The organism is Streptomyces sp. Xyl84, assembly GCF_059731885.1.
The window spans coordinates 1,550,507-1,570,454 of sequence record NZ_AP029182.1 but is presented as its reverse complement, the minus strand read 5'-3'; the positions used below and the strand labels follow the sequence as shown (position 1 = coordinate 1,570,454).

At 72.5% G+C, this 19,948-nt stretch carries 18 protein-coding genes and 1 pseudogene; 8 read left to right on the top strand and 11 right to left on the bottom strand.

Translation table 11 applies throughout. From position 1 onward, the window contains the following. Positions 1-20: 20 nt before the first annotated feature. Positions 21-2,138 (bottom strand): glycogen debranching protein GlgX, encoded by a 2,118-nt coding sequence (gene glgX, locus AC6I72_RS06750; RefSeq protein ID WP_497999953.1) that lies wholly within the window; start codon positions 2,136-2,138, stop codon positions 21-23. A 302-nt stretch (positions 2,139-2,440) separates the two neighbouring features. Between glgX and AC6I72_RS06745 the strand changes: the two genes are divergently transcribed. Both AC6I72_RS06745 and AC6I72_RS06740 read left to right on the top strand, forming a co-directional pair. Then, the gene (locus AC6I72_RS06745; protein ID WP_497999952.1) at positions 2,441-3,709 is read left to right on the top strand and encodes a DUF5919 domain-containing protein; all 1,269 of its coding nucleotides are present in this window, start codon (positions 2,441-2,443) and stop codon (positions 3,707-3,709) included. Between the two features lie 98 nt (positions 3,710-3,807). After that, entirely contained in the window at positions 3,808-4,530 is a 723-nt protein-coding gene (locus AC6I72_RS06740; RefSeq protein ID WP_497999951.1) for a 3'-5' exonuclease, read from the top strand. Between the two features lie 67 nt (positions 4,531-4,597). Here the strand turns inward: AC6I72_RS06740 and AC6I72_RS06735 are convergent, their stop codons facing one another. Further along, positions 4,598-5,464, bottom strand: a complete 867-nt coding sequence (locus tag AC6I72_RS06735; RefSeq protein WP_497999950.1) for a phosphotransferase enzyme family protein — start codon at positions 5,462-5,464, stop codon at positions 4,598-4,600. Positions 5,465-5,611: 147 nt separating this feature from the next. Between AC6I72_RS06735 and AC6I72_RS06730 the strand changes: the two genes are divergently transcribed. The 5 genes and pseudogenes from AC6I72_RS06730 (at position 5,612) to AC6I72_RS06710 (ending at position 10,613) form a co-directional block, all read left to right on the top strand. Continuing rightward, a complete protein-coding gene (locus tag AC6I72_RS06730; RefSeq protein WP_497999949.1) occupies positions 5,612-6,547 on the top strand; it encodes a carbohydrate ABC transporter permease in 936 nt (311 codons plus the stop codon). Then, the gene (locus tag AC6I72_RS06725) at positions 6,544-7,377 is read left to right on the top strand and encodes a carbohydrate ABC transporter permease (protein WP_497999948.1); all 834 of its coding nucleotides are present in this window, start codon (positions 6,544-6,546) and stop codon (positions 7,375-7,377) included. Before AC6I72_RS06730 ends, AC6I72_RS06725 begins: the two co-directional genes overlap by 4 nt. Further along, positions 7,377-8,666, top strand: a complete 1,290-nt coding sequence (locus AC6I72_RS06720) for an ABC transporter substrate-binding protein (protein ID WP_497999947.1) — start codon at positions 7,377-7,379, stop codon at positions 8,664-8,666. Before AC6I72_RS06725 ends, AC6I72_RS06720 begins: the two co-directional genes overlap by 1 nt. A gap of 7 nt (positions 8,667-8,673) precedes the next feature. Then, positions 8,674-9,925 (top strand): annotated as a pseudogene (gene mgt / locus AC6I72_RS06715) (macrolide-inactivating glycosyltransferase). 139 nt (positions 9,926-10,064) lie between these two features. Further along, on the top strand, positions 10,065-10,613 hold the full coding sequence (locus tag AC6I72_RS06710; protein ID WP_497999946.1) for a DUF1697 domain-containing protein: 549 nt from the start codon (positions 10,065-10,067) through the stop codon (positions 10,611-10,613). Here AC6I72_RS06710 and AC6I72_RS06705 read toward each other — a convergent pair. Together AC6I72_RS06705 and AC6I72_RS06700 are read right to left on the bottom strand one after the other, a co-directional pair. Continuing rightward, a complete protein-coding gene (locus AC6I72_RS06705) occupies positions 10,585-11,454 on the bottom strand; it encodes a transglutaminase-like domain-containing protein (RefSeq protein ID WP_497999945.1) in 870 nt (289 codons plus the stop codon). The genes AC6I72_RS06710 and AC6I72_RS06705 overlap by 29 nt on opposite strands. Positions 11,455-11,488: 34 nt before the next feature. Next, positions 11,489-12,352, bottom strand: a complete 864-nt coding sequence (locus AC6I72_RS06700) for an aldo/keto reductase (RefSeq protein WP_497999944.1) — start codon at positions 12,350-12,352, stop codon at positions 11,489-11,491. Positions 12,353-12,619: 267 nt separating this feature from the next. Between AC6I72_RS06700 and AC6I72_RS06695 the strand changes: the two genes are divergently transcribed. Beyond that, positions 12,620-13,258 carry a mycothiol-dependent nitroreductase Rv2466c family protein gene (locus AC6I72_RS06695; protein ID WP_497999943.1) on the top strand — a complete coding sequence of 213 codons (639 nt, stop codon included), beginning with the start codon at positions 12,620-12,622 and terminating at the stop codon, positions 13,256-13,258. A 48-nt stretch (positions 13,259-13,306) separates the two neighbouring features. Here AC6I72_RS06695 and AC6I72_RS06690 read toward each other — a convergent pair whose 3' ends face one another. The 7 genes from AC6I72_RS06690 to cysC all read right to left on the bottom strand — a co-directional run bounded on the left by AC6I72_RS06690 (position 13,307) and on the right by cysC (position 19,942). Then, positions 13,307-14,047 carry a sirohydrochlorin chelatase gene (locus tag AC6I72_RS06690; protein ID WP_497999942.1) on the bottom strand — a complete coding sequence of 247 codons (741 nt, stop codon included), beginning with the start codon at positions 14,045-14,047 and terminating at the stop codon, positions 13,307-13,309. Positions 14,048-14,053: 6 nt separating this feature from the next. Next, positions 14,054-14,968 carry an ABC transporter permease gene (locus AC6I72_RS06685; RefSeq protein WP_497999941.1) on the bottom strand — a complete coding sequence of 305 codons (915 nt, stop codon included), beginning with the start codon at positions 14,966-14,968 and terminating at the stop codon, positions 14,054-14,056. Further along, on the bottom strand, positions 14,955-15,737 hold the full coding sequence (locus AC6I72_RS06680; protein WP_497999940.1) for an ABC transporter ATP-binding protein: 783 nt from the start codon (positions 15,735-15,737) through the stop codon (positions 14,955-14,957). The genes AC6I72_RS06685 and AC6I72_RS06680 overlap by 14 nt, the downstream gene beginning before the upstream one ends. 36 nt (positions 15,738-15,773) lie before the next feature. Continuing rightward, on the bottom strand, positions 15,774-16,886 hold the full coding sequence (locus AC6I72_RS06675) for an aliphatic sulfonate ABC transporter substrate-binding protein (RefSeq protein ID WP_497999939.1): 1,113 nt from the start codon (positions 16,884-16,886) through the stop codon (positions 15,774-15,776). Positions 16,887-17,112: 226 nt separating this feature from the next. After that, a complete protein-coding gene (locus tag AC6I72_RS06670) occupies positions 17,113-18,468 on the bottom strand; it encodes a sulfate adenylyltransferase subunit 1 (protein WP_497999938.1) in 1,356 nt (451 codons plus the stop codon). Between the two features lie 2 nt (positions 18,469-18,470). After that, positions 18,471-19,409 (bottom strand): sulfate adenylyltransferase subunit CysD, encoded by a 939-nt coding sequence (gene cysD / locus AC6I72_RS06665; RefSeq protein ID WP_497999937.1) that lies wholly within the window; start codon positions 19,407-19,409, stop codon positions 18,471-18,473. Then, positions 19,406-19,942, bottom strand: a complete 537-nt coding sequence (gene cysC, locus AC6I72_RS06660; protein WP_497999936.1) for an adenylyl-sulfate kinase — start codon at positions 19,940-19,942, stop codon at positions 19,406-19,408. The genes cysD and cysC overlap by 4 nt, the downstream gene beginning before the upstream one ends. Between the last annotated feature and the right edge of the window lie 6 nt (positions 19,943-19,948).

The window sequence follows — 19,948 nt, the reverse complement described above, 5'->3', positions numbered from 1 at the left end:
CGGGAATGTGACGACAGGACCTAGGCCGGGCGCTGGAGCACGACCATGCTGCGGTCCTTGAGGGTGAGCCGGTCGCCGGCCTGGGCCCTGCGGCCGGTACCGGGCGGGACCGGCGTGGTGCGGGCGGTGTCCACGACCACCTGCCACTGGCGTCCGTGATCGACCGGGACGACGAAGTCGAGGGACTTCGGCGCGGCGTTGAACAGGAGCAGGAACGAGTCGTCGCTGATCCGCTCCCCGCGCGGGCCCGGCTCGGAGATCGCGTTGCCGTTGAGGAACACGGTCAGCGCGGAGGCGCGCGCCGAGCCCCAGTCCTGCTGGGTCATCTCCTTGCCCTCGGGAGTGAACCAGGCGATGTCGGACAACTCGTCGTGGGTGCCTTGCACCGGCCGCCCGTGGAAGAAGCGGCGCCGCCGGAAGACCGGGTGCTCCTTGCGCAGCCGGGCCATCGCCCGCACGAACTCCAGCAGGTCGCTGCCCTGCTCGCCGGGCTCCGGCCAGCGCACCCAGGCCAGCTCGTTGTCCTGGCAGTAGGCGTTGTTGTTGCCCCCCTGGGTGCGGGCGAACTCGTCGCCGTGGCTGATCATCGGCACGCCCTGGGAGAGCATCAGCGTGGAGAGGAAGTTGCGCATCTGGCGCGCCCGCAGCTCCAGCACCTCCGGATCGTCCGTCGCGCCCTCCGCCCCGCAGTTCCAGGAGCGGTTGTGGCTCTCGCCGTCCCGGTTGTCCTCGCCGTTGGCCTCGTTGTGCTTGTCGTTGTACGCCACCAGGTCGTGCAGCGTGAAGCCGTCGTGGCAGGTCACGAAGTTGATCGAGGCCAGCGGACGGCGGCCGTCGTCCTGGTAGAGGTCGGAGGAGCCGGTCAGCCGGGAGGCGAACTCCGCGAGCGCGCGCGGCTCGCCCCGCCACAGGTCCCGCACGGTGTCGCGGTACTTGCCGTTCCACTCCGTCCACAGCGGCGGGAAGTTCCCCACCTGGTAGCCGCCCTCGCCGACGTCCCACGGCTCGGCGATCAGCTTCACCTGGGAGACCACCGGGTCCTGCTGCACCAGGTCGAAGAACGACGACAGCCGGTCCACCTCGTGGAACTGCCGTGCCAGGGTGGCCGCCAGGTCGAAGCGGAAGCCGTCCACGTGCATGTCCGTGACCCAGTAGCGCAGCGAGTCCATGATCAGCTGGAGCACGTGCGGGGACCGCATCAGCAGGGAGTTCCCGGTCCCCGTGGTGTCCATGTAGTAGCGCGGGTCGTCCGTGAGCCGGTAGTACTGCGGGTTGTCCAGGCCCTTGAAGGACAGCGTCGGACCCAGGTGGTTGCCCTCGGCGGTGTGGTTGTAGACCACGTCGAGGATGACCTCGATGCCGGCCTCGTGCAGCGCCCTGACCGCCGACTTGAACTCCAGGACCTGCTGGCCGCGGTCGCCCCAGGAGGTGTACGCGTTGTGCGGGGCGAAGAAGCCGATCGTGTTGTAGCCCCAGTAGTTGTTCAGGCCCATGTCCACCAGACGGTGGTCGTTCACGAACTGGTGTACGGGCATGAGTTCCAGCGCCGTCACGCCCAGTTCGGTCAGGTGCTCGATGACCGCCGGGTGGGCCAGCGCCGCGTAGGTGCCGCGCAGTTCCTCCGGAAGCCCGGGGTGGCGCATGGTGAGGCCCTTGACGTGCGCCTCGTAGATCACCGTCTCGTGGTAGCCGCGCCTGGGCGGCCGGTCGTCGCCCCAGTCGAAGTACGGGTTCACCACGACCGAGGTCATGGTGTGCGGGGCGGAGTCCAGGTCGTTGCGCCGCCCGGGGTCGTCGAAGTGGTAGCCGTAGACCTCCTCGCCCCACCGGACGGAGCCGCTGATCGCACGTGCGTACGGATCCAGGAGCAGCTTCGCGGAATTGCAGCGCAGCCCGCGCTCCGGGGCGTACGGGCCGTGCGCACGGAACCCGTACCGCTGCCCCGGCATGACGCCCGGCACATACGCGTGCCGCACGAACGCGTCGCTCTCCCGCAGTTCCACCGCCGTCTCCGAGCCGTCGTCGTGCAGCAGACACAGCTCTACTCGGTCCGCGGCCTCCGTGAAGACCGCGAAGTTGGTGCCGGCGCCGTCGTACGTGGCGCCGAGCGGATACGCCTCTCCAGGCCAGACCTGCATGGACACGACTCTCTCAGGTGTACGGCGCCGCGGGTGGCGCCCCTGGTCCCGAGTGTCCCCGAAAGTGGAGCCGCCACCTATGACTTCGCGGCGGGTGCGTCGTCCCGCCGGTCCCGTCCGAAGATGTTCGAATTACCCGGGGCGCCGGGCCTGATGCGGCGTCAACGGCATGATTTCGCTCACTGTGCCGACGGGTCGTGCCGGAACAGGTATGCGACCGGGGGAAGTTGGGAAAGGAGCTGTCCATCCGGCTGCACCGCGCACCGCTCCCGGAGTACCCTTCCTTGATCGTTGGGACGGGGATGCTCGGGGGAGCGGAAGGCGGTGCACGGGTGGGCTCGGGAGGCCTGGAGCTTCCCCCTGGTGACGAGGGTCACGAGGGGAACTCCGCAGACGTCCCGCCCGGCGCGGTGTCCCTGGCCCGGCCGATGGACGCGGGTGCCATCGGCCCGGAGCTGGACTGGGACGCCGACGCCTGGCACGAGGTGCGCACCCGTGCCCAGCGAGCCGGCCGGGCCTACATCTGGCTGAACCTCGTCGAACAGCGGCTGCGCGCCGTCGTCTCCGCCGTGCTGCGCCCCGTCTACGAACCCGTGCACGGCGACGACTGGGTGGTCGCCGCCGCCGGACCGGCCGGACAGGAGTGGGTGCAGCGCGCCGTCGCCGTCCGCGAGGTCAGCCGCCGCAAGGGCTATCTGCTCGACCCGGCCGACGACAACGTCATCAGCTTCCTCACCCTGCCCCAGCTGCGCGAGCTGATGGTGCAGCACTGGCCCTGCTTCGAGCCCTACCTCGACGAACGCCGCGACGTCGAACTCGCCCTCGACGAGCTGGAGGTCACCCGCAACGTCGTCTCGCGCAACCGGGCCCTGTCCGAGGCCGTCCTCAACCAGGCCGAGCGCGCCTCCGCGCGCCTGCTGGAGATCCTCGGCGCCGGCGGCGACGTGCCCTCCGCCCGGCGGCTGCCGGTCGACGCGGTCGAGGACCTGGTCGGTGACCGGTACGCGGACGTGGTCGCCGTGCACCCGGACCGGGTCAGACTGCTGCGCCAGTTCCCGGCCGAGGACATCTTCGGCGGCGCGCGCCGTCTGGACGCCATCGGCATCGGCCTGAACCTGCTGGTGCAGAACTTCTCCGGCCGCCGCCTGGTGCGCCTGGCCGAGTCGGGCTGCCGGGTGCGGCTGCTGTTCCTGAACCCCGCCTCCAGCGCGGTGAAGCGGCGCGAGCGGGAGCTGGGACTCAAGCGCGGCGAGCTGAGCCGGACGGTGGAGATGAGCATCCTGCACATGCGCCGCGTCCGCTCCCGGCTGCGTGACCCGGACGCCTTCGAGATCCAGGTCTACGACGAGACGCCGCGCCTGACCGCCTACCTGGTCGACGGCGACGGCTCCGACGGCATCGCGGTCGTCCAGTCCCACCTGCGGCGCAGCCGGGGCATGGAGGCGCCGGTGTTCGTGCTGCGCAACGGGAACAAGGTGGTCAAGTCCGGCGAGGAGGACGAAGGCGGACTCTTCGCCGCCTACCGCGAGGAGTTCGAGCTGATGTGGGCTGATTCGCGCCCCGTGTCCTGAAATGCCGTCGGAAGCGGAACGCGGTCCTCGGATTGTCAGTGGCGCATGCGAAGGTGGGAGCCACTGGGGGAAGCACCACCGAGAAGGGGGGGGCCGCCATGGGCTGGCACCGGGAGCTGCTGATCGGGTTCGACCTGGAGACGACCGGGACGGACCCGCACGAGGCGCGCATCGTCACGGGCGCCGTGATCGAGGTCAGGGCGGGCGAGCCGCTGGGCCGCCGGGAGTGGCTGGCCGACCCCGGCGTCCCGATCCCCGAGGACGCCGTCGCCGTGCACGGGATCAGCAACGAGCGGGCCGCCGCCGAGGGCCGCCCCGCCGACCGGGTGGCGGACGCGCTGGCGGACGTGCTCACCGGCTACTGGAAGACGGGTGTGCCCGTGGTCGCGTACAACGCGGCCTTCGACCTCACCCTGCTCGCCGCCGAACTGCGCAGACACGGGCTGCCGTCGCTGAGCGACCGCCTGGGCGGCGCCGAGCCGGGCCCCGTCGTCGACCCGTACACCATCGACCGCTTCGTCGAGCGCTACCGGCGCGGCAAGCGCACCCTCCAGGCGGTGTGCACGGAGTACGGCATCGTCCTGGACTCCGCCCACGACGCGGCGGCCGACGCGCTGGCGGCGGCCCGGCTGGCCGCCGCGATAGCCGACCGCCACCCCAAGGTCGCGGCCCTCGGCCCGGCGGAGCTGCACCGCCGCCAGATCGAGTGGTACGCCGCCTGGGCGGCGGACTTCCAGGACTTCCTGCGCCGCAAGGGCGACCCGGCCGCCGTGGTCGAGGGCACCTGGCCGCTGCGGGAGCAGGCGGGCGAGACGGTCTGAGGGCCGGCCGCCCGGGCGGCGAGGGGGGAGAACGGGGGAGCGGGACGGGGAGCGGGAGCGGAGCCGCTCAGAAGGGGTACCAGCGCACCGTCTCGTCGCCGTCCCGCAGGGACGCCACCCGGCGTCCGAACTCGGCCAGCGCCTTCGGGTTGCTCGGGGCGTGCTGGGCGACCCAGGCGCAACTGGCCGTCTCCCGGGCGCCGCGCAGCACCGAGCAGCCCGCCCACTCCCGTACGTCCCAGCCGTAGACCGAGGTGAAGGCGTCGTAGGCCTCGGCGGGCAGGCCGTAGCGGTCCCGGGACAGGGCCATCACCACCAGGTCGTGCTCGCGCAGGTCGGCGGAGAAGGTCTCCAGGTCCACCAGGACCGGCCCGTCCGGACCGATGTGCACGTTGCGGGGCAGCGCGTCCCCGTGGATCGGGCCCGGCGGCAGGTGCGGGGTGAGGGCGGCGGCGGCCGCCGCGAAGCCGTCGCGGCGCTCGCGCAGATAGGCCGCGTCGGCCGGGTCGATCGCGTCGCCGGCCAGCCGCAGCCAGCGTTCCACGCCGCCCAGCAGCTCGCGGGGCGGCAGGGGGAAGGAGGGGGAGGGCAGCGCATGGACGAGACGGAGCAGTTCCGCGAGGTCGCGCGGTTCGGCCGGGCGGACCGCGTCGGGCAGCCGGTGCCACACGGTCACCGGGTGGCCCTCGACGAGCAGCGCCTCGGGCGCGGCCGCCCGCACCGCGGGCACACCCGCCCCCGCCAGCCAGCCCGCGATGTCCAGCTCCCGGCGCGCGCGGTCGAGGAGTTCGGCGTCGCGGCCCACCTTGACCACCAGGTCACCGGCGGCGAACACGGCGTTCTCGCCCAGCGCCAGCAGCCGTGCCTCGCGCACCGCCGGGCCCGGCACCGCCCGCACCGCCGCCAGCACCTCGCGCGCCCGTGCCTCGTCCATCGTCCGCCTCCCTGTCCGCCGGGTTCCCGCCTTGCGTCGGCCAGTCTCGCATTCGCACAGGTGGGGCGCGTGCGCGGTGTCTTGACGGACCGCGGCGCCTTCACGACCATGACCAGGCCCGTCCGAGCCGTGCAGAGGGTGGAACGCGTGACATCGCTGACCGAGGTGAGGAGACCGGCGCACCGCGCGCCCGGCCCGGGCCTGCCCCGGCGCGGCCACGACCCCGGCGCCTGGTTCCTGGTGCTGCCCGCGCTCGTGCCCATCCTGCTCCTCAGTGTCGGCCCGCTCCTGTACGGCGTCCTGCTCGCGTTCACCGACGCGCAGTCAGGGCGGACGGACCCCACGCGGTGGACCGGCGTCCTCAACTTCCAGGACCTCGCGCACGACACGCTGTTCTGGCAGTCGTTCCGGATCGGCCTGGTGTGGGCCGTCGCGGTGACCGTGCCGCAGTTCCTGCTCGCGCTCGGGCTCGCCCTGCTGCTCGATCAGAACCTGCGGCTGCGCCGGCTGGCCCGGGCGCTGGCCATCATCCCCTGGGCGATGCCCGAGGTCGTCGTCGGCATCATGTGGCGGCTGGTCTACAACCCGGACGCCGGCATCCTCAACGAGACCCTGCGCGACCTCGGCCTCGGGGACGGCCACGACTGGCTCAGCTCCCTGGCCACCGCCCTGCCCGCCGTGGTGGTCGTCGGCGTGTGGGCGGGGATGCCGCAGACCACGGTCGCCCTGCTCGCCGGGCTCCAGAACACCCCGCGCGAACTGCACGAGGCCGCAGCGGTCGACGGCGCCGGGGCCTGGCGCCGCTTCCGCGCGGTCACCTGGCCGGCCCTCAGACCGGTCGCCCTCGCCGTCACCGCGCTCAACCTGATCTGGAACTTCAACTCCTTCGCCCTGGTCTACGTGCTGACGGGCGGCGGCCCCGGCGGCCGGACCCGGCTGCCCACGCTCTTCGCCTACGAGGAGGCCTTCCGTTACGGCCAGTTCGGCTACGCGGCGGCGATGGGCTGCGTCCTGGTCGCCGTCGTCTCGGTCCTGCTGGCCGTCTTCCTCGCCGGCCGGCTCCGGGGAGGTGACCCGGCGTGAGGACGTCGACCCGCGCCCGCGTGGGACAGTACGCAGCCCTGCTCGCCTACCTCCTCTTCCTGGCCTTCCCGCTGCTCTGGCTGCTGTCCACGGCGTTCAAACCACCGCGCGAACTGGCGGACCTGCACCCCACCTGGATCCCTCGCCACCCCACCCTCGGCAACTTCCGGGAGGCCTTCGGCGAGCAGCCGCTGCTGCACGCGGCCCTCAACTCCCTGCTGGCCGCGCTCGGGGCGGCGGTGATCGCCGTGCTGATCGGCACGCCGATGGCGTACGTCATGGCCCGGCGCCGCTCCTGGCTCACCCGCGCGGCCACCGGGTGGGTCGTGGTCAGCCAGGCCTTCCCCTTCGTCCTGCTGATCATCCCGCTCTTCCTGGTGCTGAAGAACCTCCGGCTGATCGACTCCCTCGCCGGGCTGGTGCTGGTCTACGTGGTCTGGTCGCTGCCGTTCGCGCTGTGGATGCTCACCGGCTACGTCCGCGCCGTGCCGGCCGAACTGGAGGAGGCGGCGGCCGTCGACGGCGCCGGCCGGCTGCGGACGCTGGTCTCGGTGACGGCACCGCTGCTCGCACCGGGGATCGTGGCGACCGCTCTGTTCGCGTTCGTCACCGCGTGGAACGAGTTCTTCTTCGCGCTGGTGCTGCTCAAGACACCGGGGAGACAGACCCTGCCGGTCGTCCTCACCCACTTCATCGGGGCCGAGGGCGTCGCCGACCTCGGCCCGCTCGCGGCGGCGGCCTTCCTGGCCACGCTGCCCTCGCTGCTGGTCTTCGCCCTCATCCAGCGGCGGATCACGGGCGGCATGCTCGCCGGGGCGGTGAAGAGCTGATGCGCGGCCGGAGCCTGCGGGTCCTCGCCCTCGTCCTCACCGTCCTGCTTGCCGGCTGCTCGGGCGGCAGCGGCGAGGGCGGCGGGGGCGGCCGGATCACCCTGCGCTTCCAGTCCCTGGCGTGGCAGCAGGAGTCCGTGGCCGCCACCAGGGCACTGGTGCGGGAGTGGAACGCCGCCCACCCCGGCGTACGGGTCGAGTACGTCCAGGGCAGCTGGGACAGCGTCCACGACCAGCTGCTGACCTCCTTCGAGGGAGGCGAGGCACCGGACGTCATCCACGACGCCTCCGACGACCTCGCCGACTTCGCCTACGGCGGCTACCTCGCCGACCTCACCCCTCTGCTGTCCGGGCGGCTCAGGTCCGGCATCCCGCGGCGCAGTTGGGAGACGACGACGTTCGGGGACGGCGTCTACGGCGTGCCGTTCCTCCAGGAGCCGCGGGTGCTGATCGCCAACACGCGGCTGCTGGAGGAATCGGGGGTGCGGATCCCGACACCGGAGCGCCCCTGGAGCTGGGAGGAGTTCCGGCAGGTGAGCGAGCGGCTGAGCGGTCCGGGCAGGTACGGGGTGGCCTGGCCGCTGAAGGAACCCGTCTCCGCCACGCTCAACCTGTCCCTGTCCGCCGGCGGACGCCTGTTCCACCGCGGCCCCGACGGCCGGGTCACCGTCCGGTTCGAGGAAGCCGACCAGGTGGTGCCGCGCACCGTCCACGCCCAGGTCGGCACCGACCGCAGCGCCTCCCCCTCCACCCTGGGCAGCGGCGGCTCCGACACCCTGCCCGGGTTTTTCGCCGGCAGGTACGCCATGGTGCCGCTCGGCTTCTCCTACCGGCAGCAGATCCGGCAGCAGGCGCCGAAGGGGTTCCGGTGGCAGGTGCTGCCCGCCCCGGCCGGAGCCGGTGGACTCGCCCAGGGGGTCAGCCCGCAGACCCTGTCGATCGCCGAGGACAGCCCGCACAAGAAGGAGGCCGCCGCGTTCCTCGACTTCCTGCTCCAGCCGGACAACATGGTGCGCCTCGCCCTGGGCGACTGGATGCTGCCCACCGGCACCCGGGCCCTGGCGGACCCCGCCCTGCACACGTCCCGCTACGGCTGGGCCACGGGCACGGCCCTCGCCGCCCACCTGCGCGGCGCCCCCGCGCAGTCCGTGCGGGGCTACCCCGAGTGGAAGGACAAGGTGGCCACACCGGCGTTCCAGGAGTACTACAGCGGCGCGATCGGCCTGGACGGCCTGAGCGAACGGCTGGAGAAGGACGGCAACCTCGTCCTGGCCCGCTACCAGCGCTGAAAATGCGTTGTACGAGACGTCTCGTCTCGCCTAGGGTTGGGTGCATGACCGCTCCCGCCCACATCGCCATGTTCTCCACCGCCTTGCACGGCCACGTCAACCCCAGCCTGGAGGTGATCCGCGAACTCGTCGCACGCGGACACCGGGTGACGTACGCGATCCCGCCGCTGTTCGCCGAGAAGGTCGCCGAGACCGGCGCCGAGGTCAAGCCGTGGAACAGCACCCTGCCCGGACCCGACGCCGACCCGGACGCCTGGGGGACGACGCTGCTGGACAACGTCGAGCCGTTCCTCGCCGACGCCATCCAGGCACTCCCGCAGCTCGTCGAGGCCTACGAGGGCGACGAGCCCGACCTGGTGCTGCACGACATCACCTCCTACCCGGCCCGGGTCCTCGGCCACCGCTGGGGCGTGCCCGTCGTCTCGCTCTCACCGAACCTGGTCGCCTGGAAGGGGTACGAACAGGAGATCGCCGAGCCGATGTGGGAGGAGCCGCTGAAGACCGGACGCGGCCAGGCCTACTACGCCCGGTTCCGCGCCTGGCTGGAGGAGAACGGGATCACCGAGCACCCCGACGTGTTCACCGGCCACCCGGCCCGCTCCCTGGTGCTGATCCCCGAGGCGCTCCAGCCGAACGCCGACCGGGTGGACGAGACGGTCTACACCTTCGTCGGCGCCTGCCAGGGCGACCGCGGCGCCGAGGGCGACTGGCGGCGGCCGGCCGGCGCCGAGAAAGTGGTCCTCGTCTCGCTCGGGTCCTCGTTCACCAAGCGGCCCGGGTTCTACCGGGCCTGCGTGGAGGCGTTCGGCGGGCTGCCCGGTTGGCACCTGGTGCTCCAGATCGGCCGGCACGTGGACGCCGCCGAGCTGGGCGACCTGCCCGCGAACGTGGAAGTCCACTCGTGGGTGCCGCAGTTGGCGGTCCTCCGCCAGGCCGACCTGTTCGTCACCCACGCGGGGGCCGGCGGCAGCCAGGAGGGACTGGCGACCGCGACTCCGATGATCGCCGTCCCGCAGGCCGTCGACCAGTTCGGCAACGCGGACATGCTCCAGTCGCTCGGCGTGGCCCGGCGCCTGGACACCGAGGAGGCCACCCCCGGGGCGCTGCGCACCGCCGCCCTCGCCCTGGTCGACGACCCCGAGGTGGCGCGGCGGCTGGCGGACGTCCAGGCGCGGATGGCCCGGGAGGGCGGCACGCGCCGCGCGGCCGACCTGATCGAGGCGGAACTGGCGGCGGCCCGGGCGGCCCGCACGGCCTGACGGAGGCGACGGCCGGCCGGCTGTGGAGGCGGACCGGTGGCGGTGGCCGTCCCGTGACGGCCGGCCGGCGGCGGGCGGCGTGAGGGCCGGCCGGTGACGGCCGGAGGGCGAAGGCCATGACAGGGCCTAGGGTGGGCGGATGACGACGACGTACGCGGCGCTGTTGCGCGGGATCAACGTGGGCGGCAACAGGAAGCTCCCCATGGCCGGACTGCGCGCGCTGATGCGGGAGACCGGGTACGACGACGTCCGCACCCACCTCCAGAGCGGCCAGGCCGTCTTCACCTGCGGGCACGGTGACGAGGAGTCCCTCGCGGCGGAACTCGCCGCCGCGATCGAGGCGCGGTTCGGCTTCGCGGTGGACGTCATCGTGCGCGACCACGTCTACCTGCGGGCCGTCGCCGACGCCTGCCCCTTCCCGGCCGCCGCCCTGGAAGCGCGCCAGCTGCACGTCACCTACCTCTCGGCCCCCGCCGACCCGTCCCGTTACGCGGACATCGACCGGACCGCCCACCTGCCCGAGGAGTTCCGCCTCGGCGACCGCGCGCTCTACCTGTACACGCCCAACGGGCTCGGCCGCTCCCGGCTCGCCGAGCGACTGGCCCGGCGTCCCGTGACCAGCGGCCTGATCGCCACGACCCGGAACTGGAACACGGTCGTCAAGCTGGTGGAGATGACCGCAGGCTGACCTTGCGCACACCGGTGTAGGTCGTGTGCGAGGTGATCACGTCCGGGACGGTCAGGCGGGGGTCCTCGGCGTACAGCCGCCGCAGCTCCGCCTCGGTGCGGGCGGCGGCGACCTCGTCGAGGAGGGCGAGGTCGTCGCCGGTGAGTGAGGCGTCGTCGGAGATCTCGTCGCCCCAGTAGTCCCAGGGCAGCAGCTCGACCCCGTTCAGCGCGGCCAGATCGCGCAGCACGCCGCCGCCGACGAACCACAGCCCCGCGACCCCCTCCAGGCCGGCCACACCGAACCGCCGCGGGTCCGCCCGCCCCGCCCGGCAGGCCCGCCAGGCGTCGGCCGCCACGACGAAACGGTCGCGGGGCACGTCCATCGGGTCGAAGTCCAGACCGTCGTACGTGTGGTGGAGCTGAGGGTCGACGAGCCGCCAGTCGCCCCCCGGCGTACGGAACTCGGTGACCCAGTGGTCGGCGTGGGCGCCCTCCTCGAAGTAGGTCGCGAAGCCGCAGCGGACGCGGGCGGGCGTGCCCGTGGCCCGCAGCAGCGAGCAGTGCAGCAGGGCGAAGTCGCGGCAGGTGCCCACGAACCGCGCCTCGGGCGGCCGGGGCACGGTCAGCGGGGTGCCGGCGCGTTCGCGCAGGAGCCGCAGGATCTCGCGGACGTACCGCGACTCGGCGTCCTGGTGCAGCCGGTCCCGGGGGATCGCGTACCCGAAGCGTCCGCCCTCGGCCCGGTGGATGACCAGGTCGCGCACGATCCCCGCGAGCAGGCCGGGATCGTTCGGCAGCCCGCTGACGTCGAGGTCCCCCGGATCGCTGTACGGCGTCTGTTTCCCGTGGAAGTCGTCCATGCCCGTGACCCTCCGCCTTGCCCCAGGGGAAAGGTCAAGCAGGGACGTCGCCGGGCCGGGCCAGGGCGTCGAGCCGGGCCAGCTCGGCGTCCGTCAGCCGCACACCGGCCGCGTCCAGGTTCTCCTCCAGGTGGGCGAGGGTGCCCGTGCCCGGGGTCGGGCAGAGCACGGGGGAGTGGTGCAGCAGCCACGCCAGGGCGATCTGCGCCGGCGTCGCCCCGTGCCCGGCGGCGATCCGCGCGCACACCGGATGCCCCGTCAGCTCGCCGTTGCCCAGCGGGAACCACGGCAGGAACGCGATGCCGCGCTCCTCGCACAGCCGCAGCAGCGGCTCACAGGCGCGGTCCAGCAGGTGGTAGCGGTTCTGCACGGAGACCACCTCCGCCAGTTCCAGCGCGGCGGTGAGCTGCCCGGCGGTGACGGTGTCCAGGCCGATGTGCCGGATCTTCCCCTCCGCCCGCAACTCCTCCAGCGCGCCCAGCTGCTCGGCCATCGGCACGGCCGGGTCCAGCCGGTGCAACTGGTACAGGTCGATCCGCTCGCGCCGCAGCCGGCGCAGGCTCGCCTCGCACATCGCCCGCAGCGAGGCCGGCCGCCCGTCCACGTGCCAGGCGTCGTCGCCGGTACGGACCACCCCGCCCTTCGTGGCGACGACCACCCCCTCCGGGCAGGGGTGCAGCGCCTCGGCCACCAGCTCCTCGGCGAGCGACGGACCGTAGTTGTCGGCCGTGTCGATCAGGGTCACCCCGCGCTCCACCGCCCGCCGCAGCACCGCCACCGCCTCCCGGGGGTCACCGCGCGGGCCCCAGTAGCCGGGACCGGTGAGCTGCGCGGTGCCGTAGCCGAGACGGCGGACGGACAGGCCGCCGCCGAGCGTGAAGGTCTGCCGGTACTGCACGGGCGCTCCTGGGTCTGCGGTGACCCCGGTCCACCGGGCTTCGGGGACCGCGGGTCTGCGGGGCTCTGGGGTTTCCGGGGTCTCTGGGGCAGGGGACGCCCGACGGGAGGTGGCCGGCGCGGGGAGGCTTCCCCCCGTGCGCTCCATTCATCATCGGGGCAGGTGCGGCCGGTGGTGCGGCCGGGGGCGGGAGGGCGGAAGTGGATCAGGAAAACAGCCGCCGATTGGGCCGTGATCCTGCCCCAATGGGGCACTAGCGTCAGGGGCATGACCCGTACACGTACCGATCCGGACCCGGCGGCCCCCGCCCGGGTCGACTTCTTCTTCGACCCCGCCTGCCCCTTCGCCTGGATCACCTCCCGCTGGCTGCTGGAGGTCGAGCGGGAGCGCCCGCTCGACCTGAACTTCCGCGTGATGAGCCTGTTCCTGCACAACACCGGCAACGAACTGCCCGACTGGTACCGCGACCTGGTCGACAGGTCGATCGGCCCGGTGCGGGTCGCAGTGGCCGCCGCCGAGCGGTACGGCGAGAAGGTGCTGCGCGACCTGTACACCGCCTTCGGCACCCGCATCCACGAGCGGAAGGAGACGGACTTCGACGCGGTCGTCGCGGGCGCCCTCGCCGAACTCGGCCTGGCCGCCGAGCTGGCCGGCGCGGCCCACGACCCGGCGTACGACGACGCGGTGCGCCGCAGCCACGACGCCGGTGCCGAACCGGAGTCCGGCGGCTACGTGGGGACGCCGACCCTGCACGTGGACGGGACGGTGTGGTTCGGGCCGGTCCTGCGGGCCGTCCCGCGGGGCGCCGATGCGGCCCGGCTGTTCGACAGCTTCCGGGTACTGGCCGCACACCCCGACCTCTTCGAACTCAAGCGCACCCGCACCGGAACCCTGCGCTTCGACTGAACGGCCCCCGGCCGGGCCCGCCCGGCCGGCCGCCGCGCAGCGGCCGGGTCAGGCGCCGAGGGCCGTGACCCGCGGCAGCCGCGCGGCGTCGTAGCGCTCCAGCAGCACCCGCGCCACCTCCGGCGCCGCGCCGAGCACGTCGGCGACCACGTCCGCACCGGCCGCGCCCCGGACGATACGGTCCGGCAGGAACCCGGGCGCCAGGACGTACGGGGCGACCGCCACCCGCGCGCAGCCCAGCTCCCGCAGCTCCCGCACCGCGTCCTCGGTGCGGGGAAGGGATGCGGAGGCGAACGCAGGCCGCACGGCGCACCAACCGGTACGCCACCACTCCCGCGCGATGTCGGCGATCACTGCGATCGCCTCCGGGTCGGAGGACCCCGCCGAGGCCAGGACGACCCCGGTCGAGGACTTGCCGGCGGGCCCGAGGCCCGCCTCGTGCAGCCGGCGTTCCAGGGCCGCCGTCAGCAGCGGCGAGGGCCCCAGCACATCGGCCTGCCTGATCCGCAGTTCCGGCGGTGCCTGACGCAGCACCGCCGGGATGTCCGCCTTCGCGTGGAAGGCGCGGGTCAGCAGCAGCGGCAGTGCCACCACGTCCCGGACCCCGTCGGCCGCCAGGGACTCCAGCACCCCCGGCACGGAGGGCACGTTGAAGTCCAGGAAGCCGGTCTCCACCCGCAGCTGCGGGCGCGCGGCCCGCACCCGCCGGACCAGGGCGTGCACGGTCGCGGCGTGCCGCGGATCGCGGCTGCCGTGGGCGACGACCAGGAGGACGGGGTGCCGGGACACGGGCGCTCAGCTCTTCACGAAGAGGCCGCGGCTGCGCAGCACCCACCGCTCCAGCGGACTGAAGATCAGCAGGTCGATGGCGATGCCGACGAACAGGATGAGGACGATGGCCTGGAACACCATGGACATCGAGCTGGCGTTGCGGCCGTTCTCCAGCAGCGCGCCGAGGCCGATGCCGAGGTCGGGCGAGGAGGCGATGATCTCCGCGGCCATCAGCGAGCGCCAGGAGAAGGCCCAGCCCTGCTTCAGACCGGCGAGGTAGCCGGGCAGCGCGGCCGGCAGCACGATGTGCCAGGCGCCGCGCAGGCCGGTCGCGCCCATCGTGCGGCCCGCCCGCAGGAACAGCGGCGGCACCTGGTCGACGCCGGAGACCAGGCCGTTGGCGATGGACGGCACCGCGCCGAGCAGGATCACCGCGTACATCATCGAGTTGTCCAGGCCCAGCCAGATCACCGCGGGCGGCACCCACGCCACCGACGGCAGCGACTGGAGCCCCGACAGCACCGGGCCGATGGCCGCCCGCACGAACTTCACCCGGGCCACCAGCAGGCCCAGCGGCGTGCCGATGGCCAGCGCGAACAGGAAGCCCAGCAGACCGCGCGAGACGGACGTCCAGATGAAGCCGAGGAGCGTGCCCTGCAGCCAGGCGTCCTTGAACTCGCGGCCCACGTCGGCGGGTGAGGGCAGCTTCGTCGGGTCGTCGACCACGTGGAAGGTGATCAGCGCCTGCCACAGCAGCAGGACCACCACGACGGCCGTGACCGGCGGGACGATCTTGTCGACGAAGGTCTTGCGGAACGGCGTACGGCCGCTCTGAGTGACCTCCAGCGCGTCGAGCCCCGCCTCCACACCACCCAGGCCCGCGTCCTGGCCGGTCGGTTCGGCGTCCTGCGCCGACGTCGTCGTCTCAGTGCTGGCCATGGCGGCGGATCTCCCCACGCAGTACTTCGGTGATCTCCAGGGACAGTTCCGCGACGGGCGCGTCCTCGATGCGGCGCGGCTGCGGGATGTCCACCGTCCACTGGCGGGCCACCCGGCCCGGCCGCGAGGACAGCAGGACCACGCGCTGCGCGAGCCGGACCGCCTCGCGCACGTTGTGCGTCACGAACAGCACGGAGACACCCGTCTCCTGCCAGATGCGGGTCAGCTCGTCGTGCAGGACGTCACGGGTGATGGCGTCGAGCGCGGCGAACGGCTCGTCCATCAGCAGCAGGTTGCTCTCCTGGGCGAGCGCGCGGGCCATCGCCACGCGCTGGCGCATACCGCCCGACAGCTCGTGCACGCGCTTGCCGTACGCGCCCTTCAGCCGGACCAGTTCGAGCAGTTCCTCGGCCCTGCCGCGCCGGTCCTGCTTCGCCACGCCCCGCAGCCGCAGGGCGAGTTCGATGTTCTTGCCCGCGGTCAGCCAGGGGAACAGGGCGTGTTCCTGGAACATGAGCGCGGGGCGGCCGTCCGTGGTGATGGAACCGGCGCTCGGCCGGTCCAGGCCCGCCACCAGGTTCAGCAGCGTGGACTTGCCGCACCCCGAGGCCCCCAGGAGGGTGACGAACTCGCCCGGTGCGACATCGAGACTGATGTCGTCCAGGACGAGTTGCTGCCCGCCCGGAGCCGCGAAGGACTTCGAGACGTTCGCGAGGCGTGCCGCGTGCTCGACGGCCTCGGGGGCCTTGGCGAGGGTGGTCGTGGCCATGGTCGTCACCTCCTGGGAACTCTTCGGCTACGGGCTCTACCGGGCGCCGAGGCCGGCGTCGCTGACAGTGGACTTACCCTGCGCCTTCAGGACCTTGTTGAGGAGGGACAGGTCGTAGATGCCGTCCAGCCTGGGCTGCTGGAGCAGACCGGCCTTGACGGCGTGCGCGGCCTCGGTGTTCAGGGTGGCGGCCAGCGGGTCGTCGGTGATCCGGATGGACTTCCACGCCGGGTCGAGGACGCCGGCCGGCAGGGCCTTGCCGGAGTCGGCCGCGAGCTGCGCGTTGGCGGCCGCCTTCGCCTGGTCCGGGTGGGCGTTGATCCACTGGTTGGTCTCGACGGACGCCTTCAGGACGGCCTCGACCGCCTTGGGGTGCGCCTTGAGGAACTTCTGCGACACGATGACGTTCGTGATGACGAACTTCTGGTCCGGCCACAGCGTGGACTCGTCGAGGAGCACCTTGGCGCCCTCGGCGACCAGCTTGGACGCGGTCGGCTCCGGCACCCAGGCGCCGTCGATCGAGCCGGACTTGTAGGCGTCCGGGGTGACCTTGTTGTCGGTGCGGACCACCGACACGTCGCCCTTGCCGCTCTGGGCGTCGACCTTCCAGCCCTGCTCGGCGATCCAGTTGAGGAACGCCACGTCCTGCGTGTTGCCCAGCTGCGGGGTGGCGATCTTCTTGCCCTTGACGTCCTTCAAGGACTTGATCTTCGCCGGGTTCACCACGAGCTTGACCCCGCCGGACGCCGAACCGCCGATGATCCGCAGGTTCTTGCCGTCCGACTTGGTGTAACCGTTGATCGCGGGGGACGGGCCGATCCAGCCGATGTCGATGGAGCCGGAGTTCAGGGCCTCGATCTCCGACGGGCCGGCGTTGAACACCTGGTACTTGGCCCTGGTCGCCCCCAGGCCCTTCTGGAAGAAGCCCTTCTGCACGCCGACCAGGGCGGTCGCGTGGGTGATGTTGCCGAAGTAGCCGATCTTGACGGAGTCCAGTCCGTCGGTCTTCCGGGCGCCGGCGGCGATCTTCTGGCCGGCGGGTTCGTCCTTGGCGTTCGAGCCGTAGCCGCACGCGGCGAGCGTGAGCAGCGGCAGCGCGGTGAGCACGGCGAGGCCGCGGCGCAGGGCGGTGGAGCGGATGGCAGGCACGGGAGGTGTTCCTCTCGTTGGCCCGGCGGTCACGGTCTCTCAGGTCGTGGCCGGGAGGTCGGCAGGTCTTCGTCTACTGCGGAGGCGGGGGGTGAGGGCGCGCATGCGGTGCGCGTACGTCAGCGCACACATCGGGCCACCCCGCCCTGTCCGCTGCCGAGGGCGCCGCTGCCGACCCGGCCGCCCTCCTTGGCGAACATCGAGTAGAAATCGGAGGAGTTCATGGTCAGAAGTCCCAGCCGTCCTCGTCGGCGGCGTCCGTGACCGGGTCCGGCGCGGCGAACGACTCGCCGACCATGCCCGCGGTCAGCGTAGTGCCGTCGGCGGGGTCGATCAGGATGAAGGAGCCGGTGCGGCGCGAGTCCGCGTAGGAGTCGACCGGCAGCGGCTCCGCGGTACGGATCTTCACCCGGCCGATGTCGTTGGCGGCGAGCTGCCCGGGGTGCGGGTGCAGGGACAGGTCGTCCAGGGTGAGCCGGGACGGGATGTCCTTGACGATCGCCTTGACCGTGCGGGTGCCGTGCTTGAGCAGGACCCGGTGGCCGACGGTCAGCGGGGCGTCGGCGACGTGGCAGACGGTCGCCTCGACGTCCTGGGTGGTCGCCGGCGCGTCCTTGCTCGGAACGATCAGGTCGCCGCGCGAGACGTCGATGTCGTCCTCCAGCAGCACGGTCACCGACTGCGTCGTCCACGCCGCGTCGACCGGCACGCCGAGCAGGTCGATCCCGGAGATCCGCGAGGTGCGGCCGGAGGGCAGCACGGTGACCTCCTCGCCGACGCGGAACGAACCCGCGGCGATCTGACCGGCGTAGCCCCGGTAGTCCGGGTGCTCGGCGGTGCGCGGGCGGATCACGTACTGCACGGGCAGCCGGGCGTGGCAGTGCGCCAGGTCGTGGCTGACCGGGACCGTCTCCAGGTGCTCCAGGACGGTCGGGCCGCCGTACCAGTCCATCACCGAGGACGGTTCCACCACGTTGTCACCGGCGAGCGCCGAGATGGGGATCGCGGTGACCTCCGGGACGCCCAGCTCCGTCGCGTACGCCGTGAACTCCTCAGCGATCGCCGCGAACACCGGCTCCCGGTACTCGACCAGGTCCATCTTGTTGACGGCGAGGACGACGTGCGGCACCCGCAGCAGGGCGGCGATGGCGGCGTGCCGGCGGGTCTGCTCGACGACGCCGTTGCGGGCGTCGACCAGGATCACCGTCAGCTCGGCGGTGGAGGCTCCGGTGACCATGTTCCGCGTGTACTGCACGTGGCCGGGCGTGTCGGCCAGGATGAACCGCCGTCGCGCGGTGGCGAAGTAGCGGTAGGCCACGTCGATGGTGATGCCCTGCTCGCGCTCGGCCCGCAGGCCGTCGGTGAGCAGCGCCAGGTCGGGGGCGTCCTGGCCGCGGCCTGCCGAGGCGCGCTCCACGGCCTCCAGCTGGTCGGTGAGGACCGACTTGGAGTCGTGCAGCAGCCGGCCGACGAGGGTGGACTTGCCGTCGTCGACGGAGCCGGCGGTGGCGAACCGCAGCAGCGTCGTCTCCGACAGCTGCTCGACCGACAGCGGCTCGGTGGGTTCGGTGGTGCTGGTCATGGTTAGAAGTACCCCTCGCGCTTGCGGTCTTCCATCGCGGCCTCGGAGAGCTTGTCGTCGGCGCGGGTGGCACCGCGTTCGGTGAGCCGGGAGGCGGCGATCTCCGTGATCACCTTCTCGATGGTGTCGGCGTCGGAGTCGACCGCTCCGGTGCAGGACATGTCGCCGACGGTGCGGTAGCGGACCTGCCGCTTCTCCACCCGCTCGCCGTCCTTGGGACCGCCCCACTCGCCGGCGGTCAGCCACATGCCGCTCCGGGAGAAGACCTCCCGCTCGTGCGCGAAGTAGATCGCCGGCAGCTCGATGCCCTCGCGGGCGATGTACTGCCACACGTCCAGCTCCGTCCAGTTGGACAGCGGGAAGACGCGGACGTGCTCGCCGGGCGCGTGCCGGCCGTTGTACAGGTTCCACAGCTCGGGGCGCTGGCGGCGGGGGTCCCACTGGGAGAACTCGTCGCGCAGCGAGAACACCCGCTCCTTGGCGCGGGCCTTCTCCTCGTCGCGGCGGCCGCCGCCGAAGACCGCGTCGAACCTCTCCGCCTGGATCTTCTCGGTGAGCGGCAGCGTCTGCAGCGGGTTGCGGGTGCCGTCCGCGCGTTCCTTGAGCACGCCCCGGTCGATGTAGTCCTGCACGGAGGCGACGTGCAGGCGCAGCCCGTGCTCGTCCACCGTCCGGTCCCGGTACTCCAGCACCTCGGGGAAGTTGTGCCCGGTGTCCACGTGCAGCAGCGCGAACGGCACCGGCGCGGGCGCGAACGCCTTCAGCGCCAGGTGGAGCATCAGGATCGAGTCCTTGCCCCCGGAGAAGAGGATCACCGGGTTCTCGAACTCGCCCGCCACCTCGCGGAAGATGTGCACCGCCTCGGACTCCAGCGCGTCCAGGTGGGAGAGCGCGTACGGCCCCGCCGTGCCCTCCTCGACCTCGGTGACGGTCGTCGTCATGCCAGTCCCCTTTCGCTGAGCAGGGCGTACACCGACGCCGCGGACTCCTGCACGCTCTGGTGCTGCGACTCGATCCGCAGGTCGGGCGCCTCGGGCTCCTCGTAGGGGTCGTCGACGCCCGTCAGGCCGGTCAGCTCGCCCGCGGCCTGCTTGGCGTACAGGCCCTTCACGTCGCGCACCGAGCACACCTCGACCGGGGTGGCGACGTGCACCTCGACGTAGGCCGTGCCGTTCTCCTCGTGCCGCTTGCGGACCGCGTCCCGGCTGTCCGCGTACGGCGCGATCACCGGGACCAGCGCGAGGACGCCGTTGCGGGCGAGCAGTTCGGCGACGAAGCCGATCCGCTGCACGTTGGTGTGCCGGTCCTCGCGGCTGAAGCCGAGGCCCGCGGAGATGAACTCGCGGATCTCGTCGCCGTCGAGCACCTCGACGCGGTGGCCCTCCTCGCGGAGCCGGCCCGCCAGCTCGTGCGCGATGGTGGTCTTGCCGGCGCTCGGCAGACCCGTGAGCCAGACGGTGGCTCCGGTCGTCACGTGGTT

Bases quoted from the DNA above. Each gene is read 5' to 3' on its own strand.
- AC6I72_RS06735 (WP_497999950.1), bottom strand. From the start codon at position 5,464: ATGGACGAGGCACGGGCGCGCGAGGTGCTGGCGGCGGTGCGGGCGGTG.
- AC6I72_RS06695 (WP_497999943.1), top strand. From the start codon at position 12,620: ATGACCCGTACACGTACCGATCCGGACCCGGCGGCCCCCGCCCGGGTC.
- glgX (WP_497999953.1), bottom strand. From the start codon at position 2,138: ATGCAGGTCTGGCCTGGAGAGGCGTATCCGCTCGGCGCCACGTACGAC.
- cysD (WP_497999937.1), bottom strand. From the start codon at position 19,409: ATGACGACGACCGTCACCGAGGTCGAGGAGGGCACGGCGGGGCCGTAC.
- AC6I72_RS06680 (WP_497999940.1), bottom strand. From the start codon at position 15,737: ATGGCCACGACCACCCTCGCCAAGGCCCCCGAGGCCGTCGAGCACGCG.
- AC6I72_RS06670 (WP_497999938.1), bottom strand. From the start codon at position 18,468: ATGACCAGCACCACCGAACCCACCGAGCCGCTGTCGGTCGAGCAGCTG.
- AC6I72_RS06705 (WP_497999945.1), bottom strand. From the start codon at position 11,454: ATGGACGACTTCCACGGGAAACAGACGCCGTACAGCGATCCGGGGGAC.
- AC6I72_RS06745 (WP_497999952.1), top strand. From the start codon at position 2,441: ATGCTCGGGGGAGCGGAAGGCGGTGCACGGGTGGGCTCGGGAGGCCTG.
- AC6I72_RS06740 (WP_497999951.1), top strand. From the start codon at position 3,808: ATGGGCTGGCACCGGGAGCTGCTGATCGGGTTCGACCTGGAGACGACC.
- AC6I72_RS06720 (WP_497999947.1), top strand. From the start codon at position 7,377: ATGCGCGGCCGGAGCCTGCGGGTCCTCGCCCTCGTCCTCACCGTCCTG.
- AC6I72_RS06685 (WP_497999941.1), bottom strand. From the start codon at position 14,968: ATGGCCAGCACTGAGACGACGACGTCGGCGCAGGACGCCGAACCGACC.
- AC6I72_RS06710 (WP_497999946.1), top strand. From the start codon at position 10,065: ATGACGACGACGTACGCGGCGCTGTTGCGCGGGATCAACGTGGGCGGC.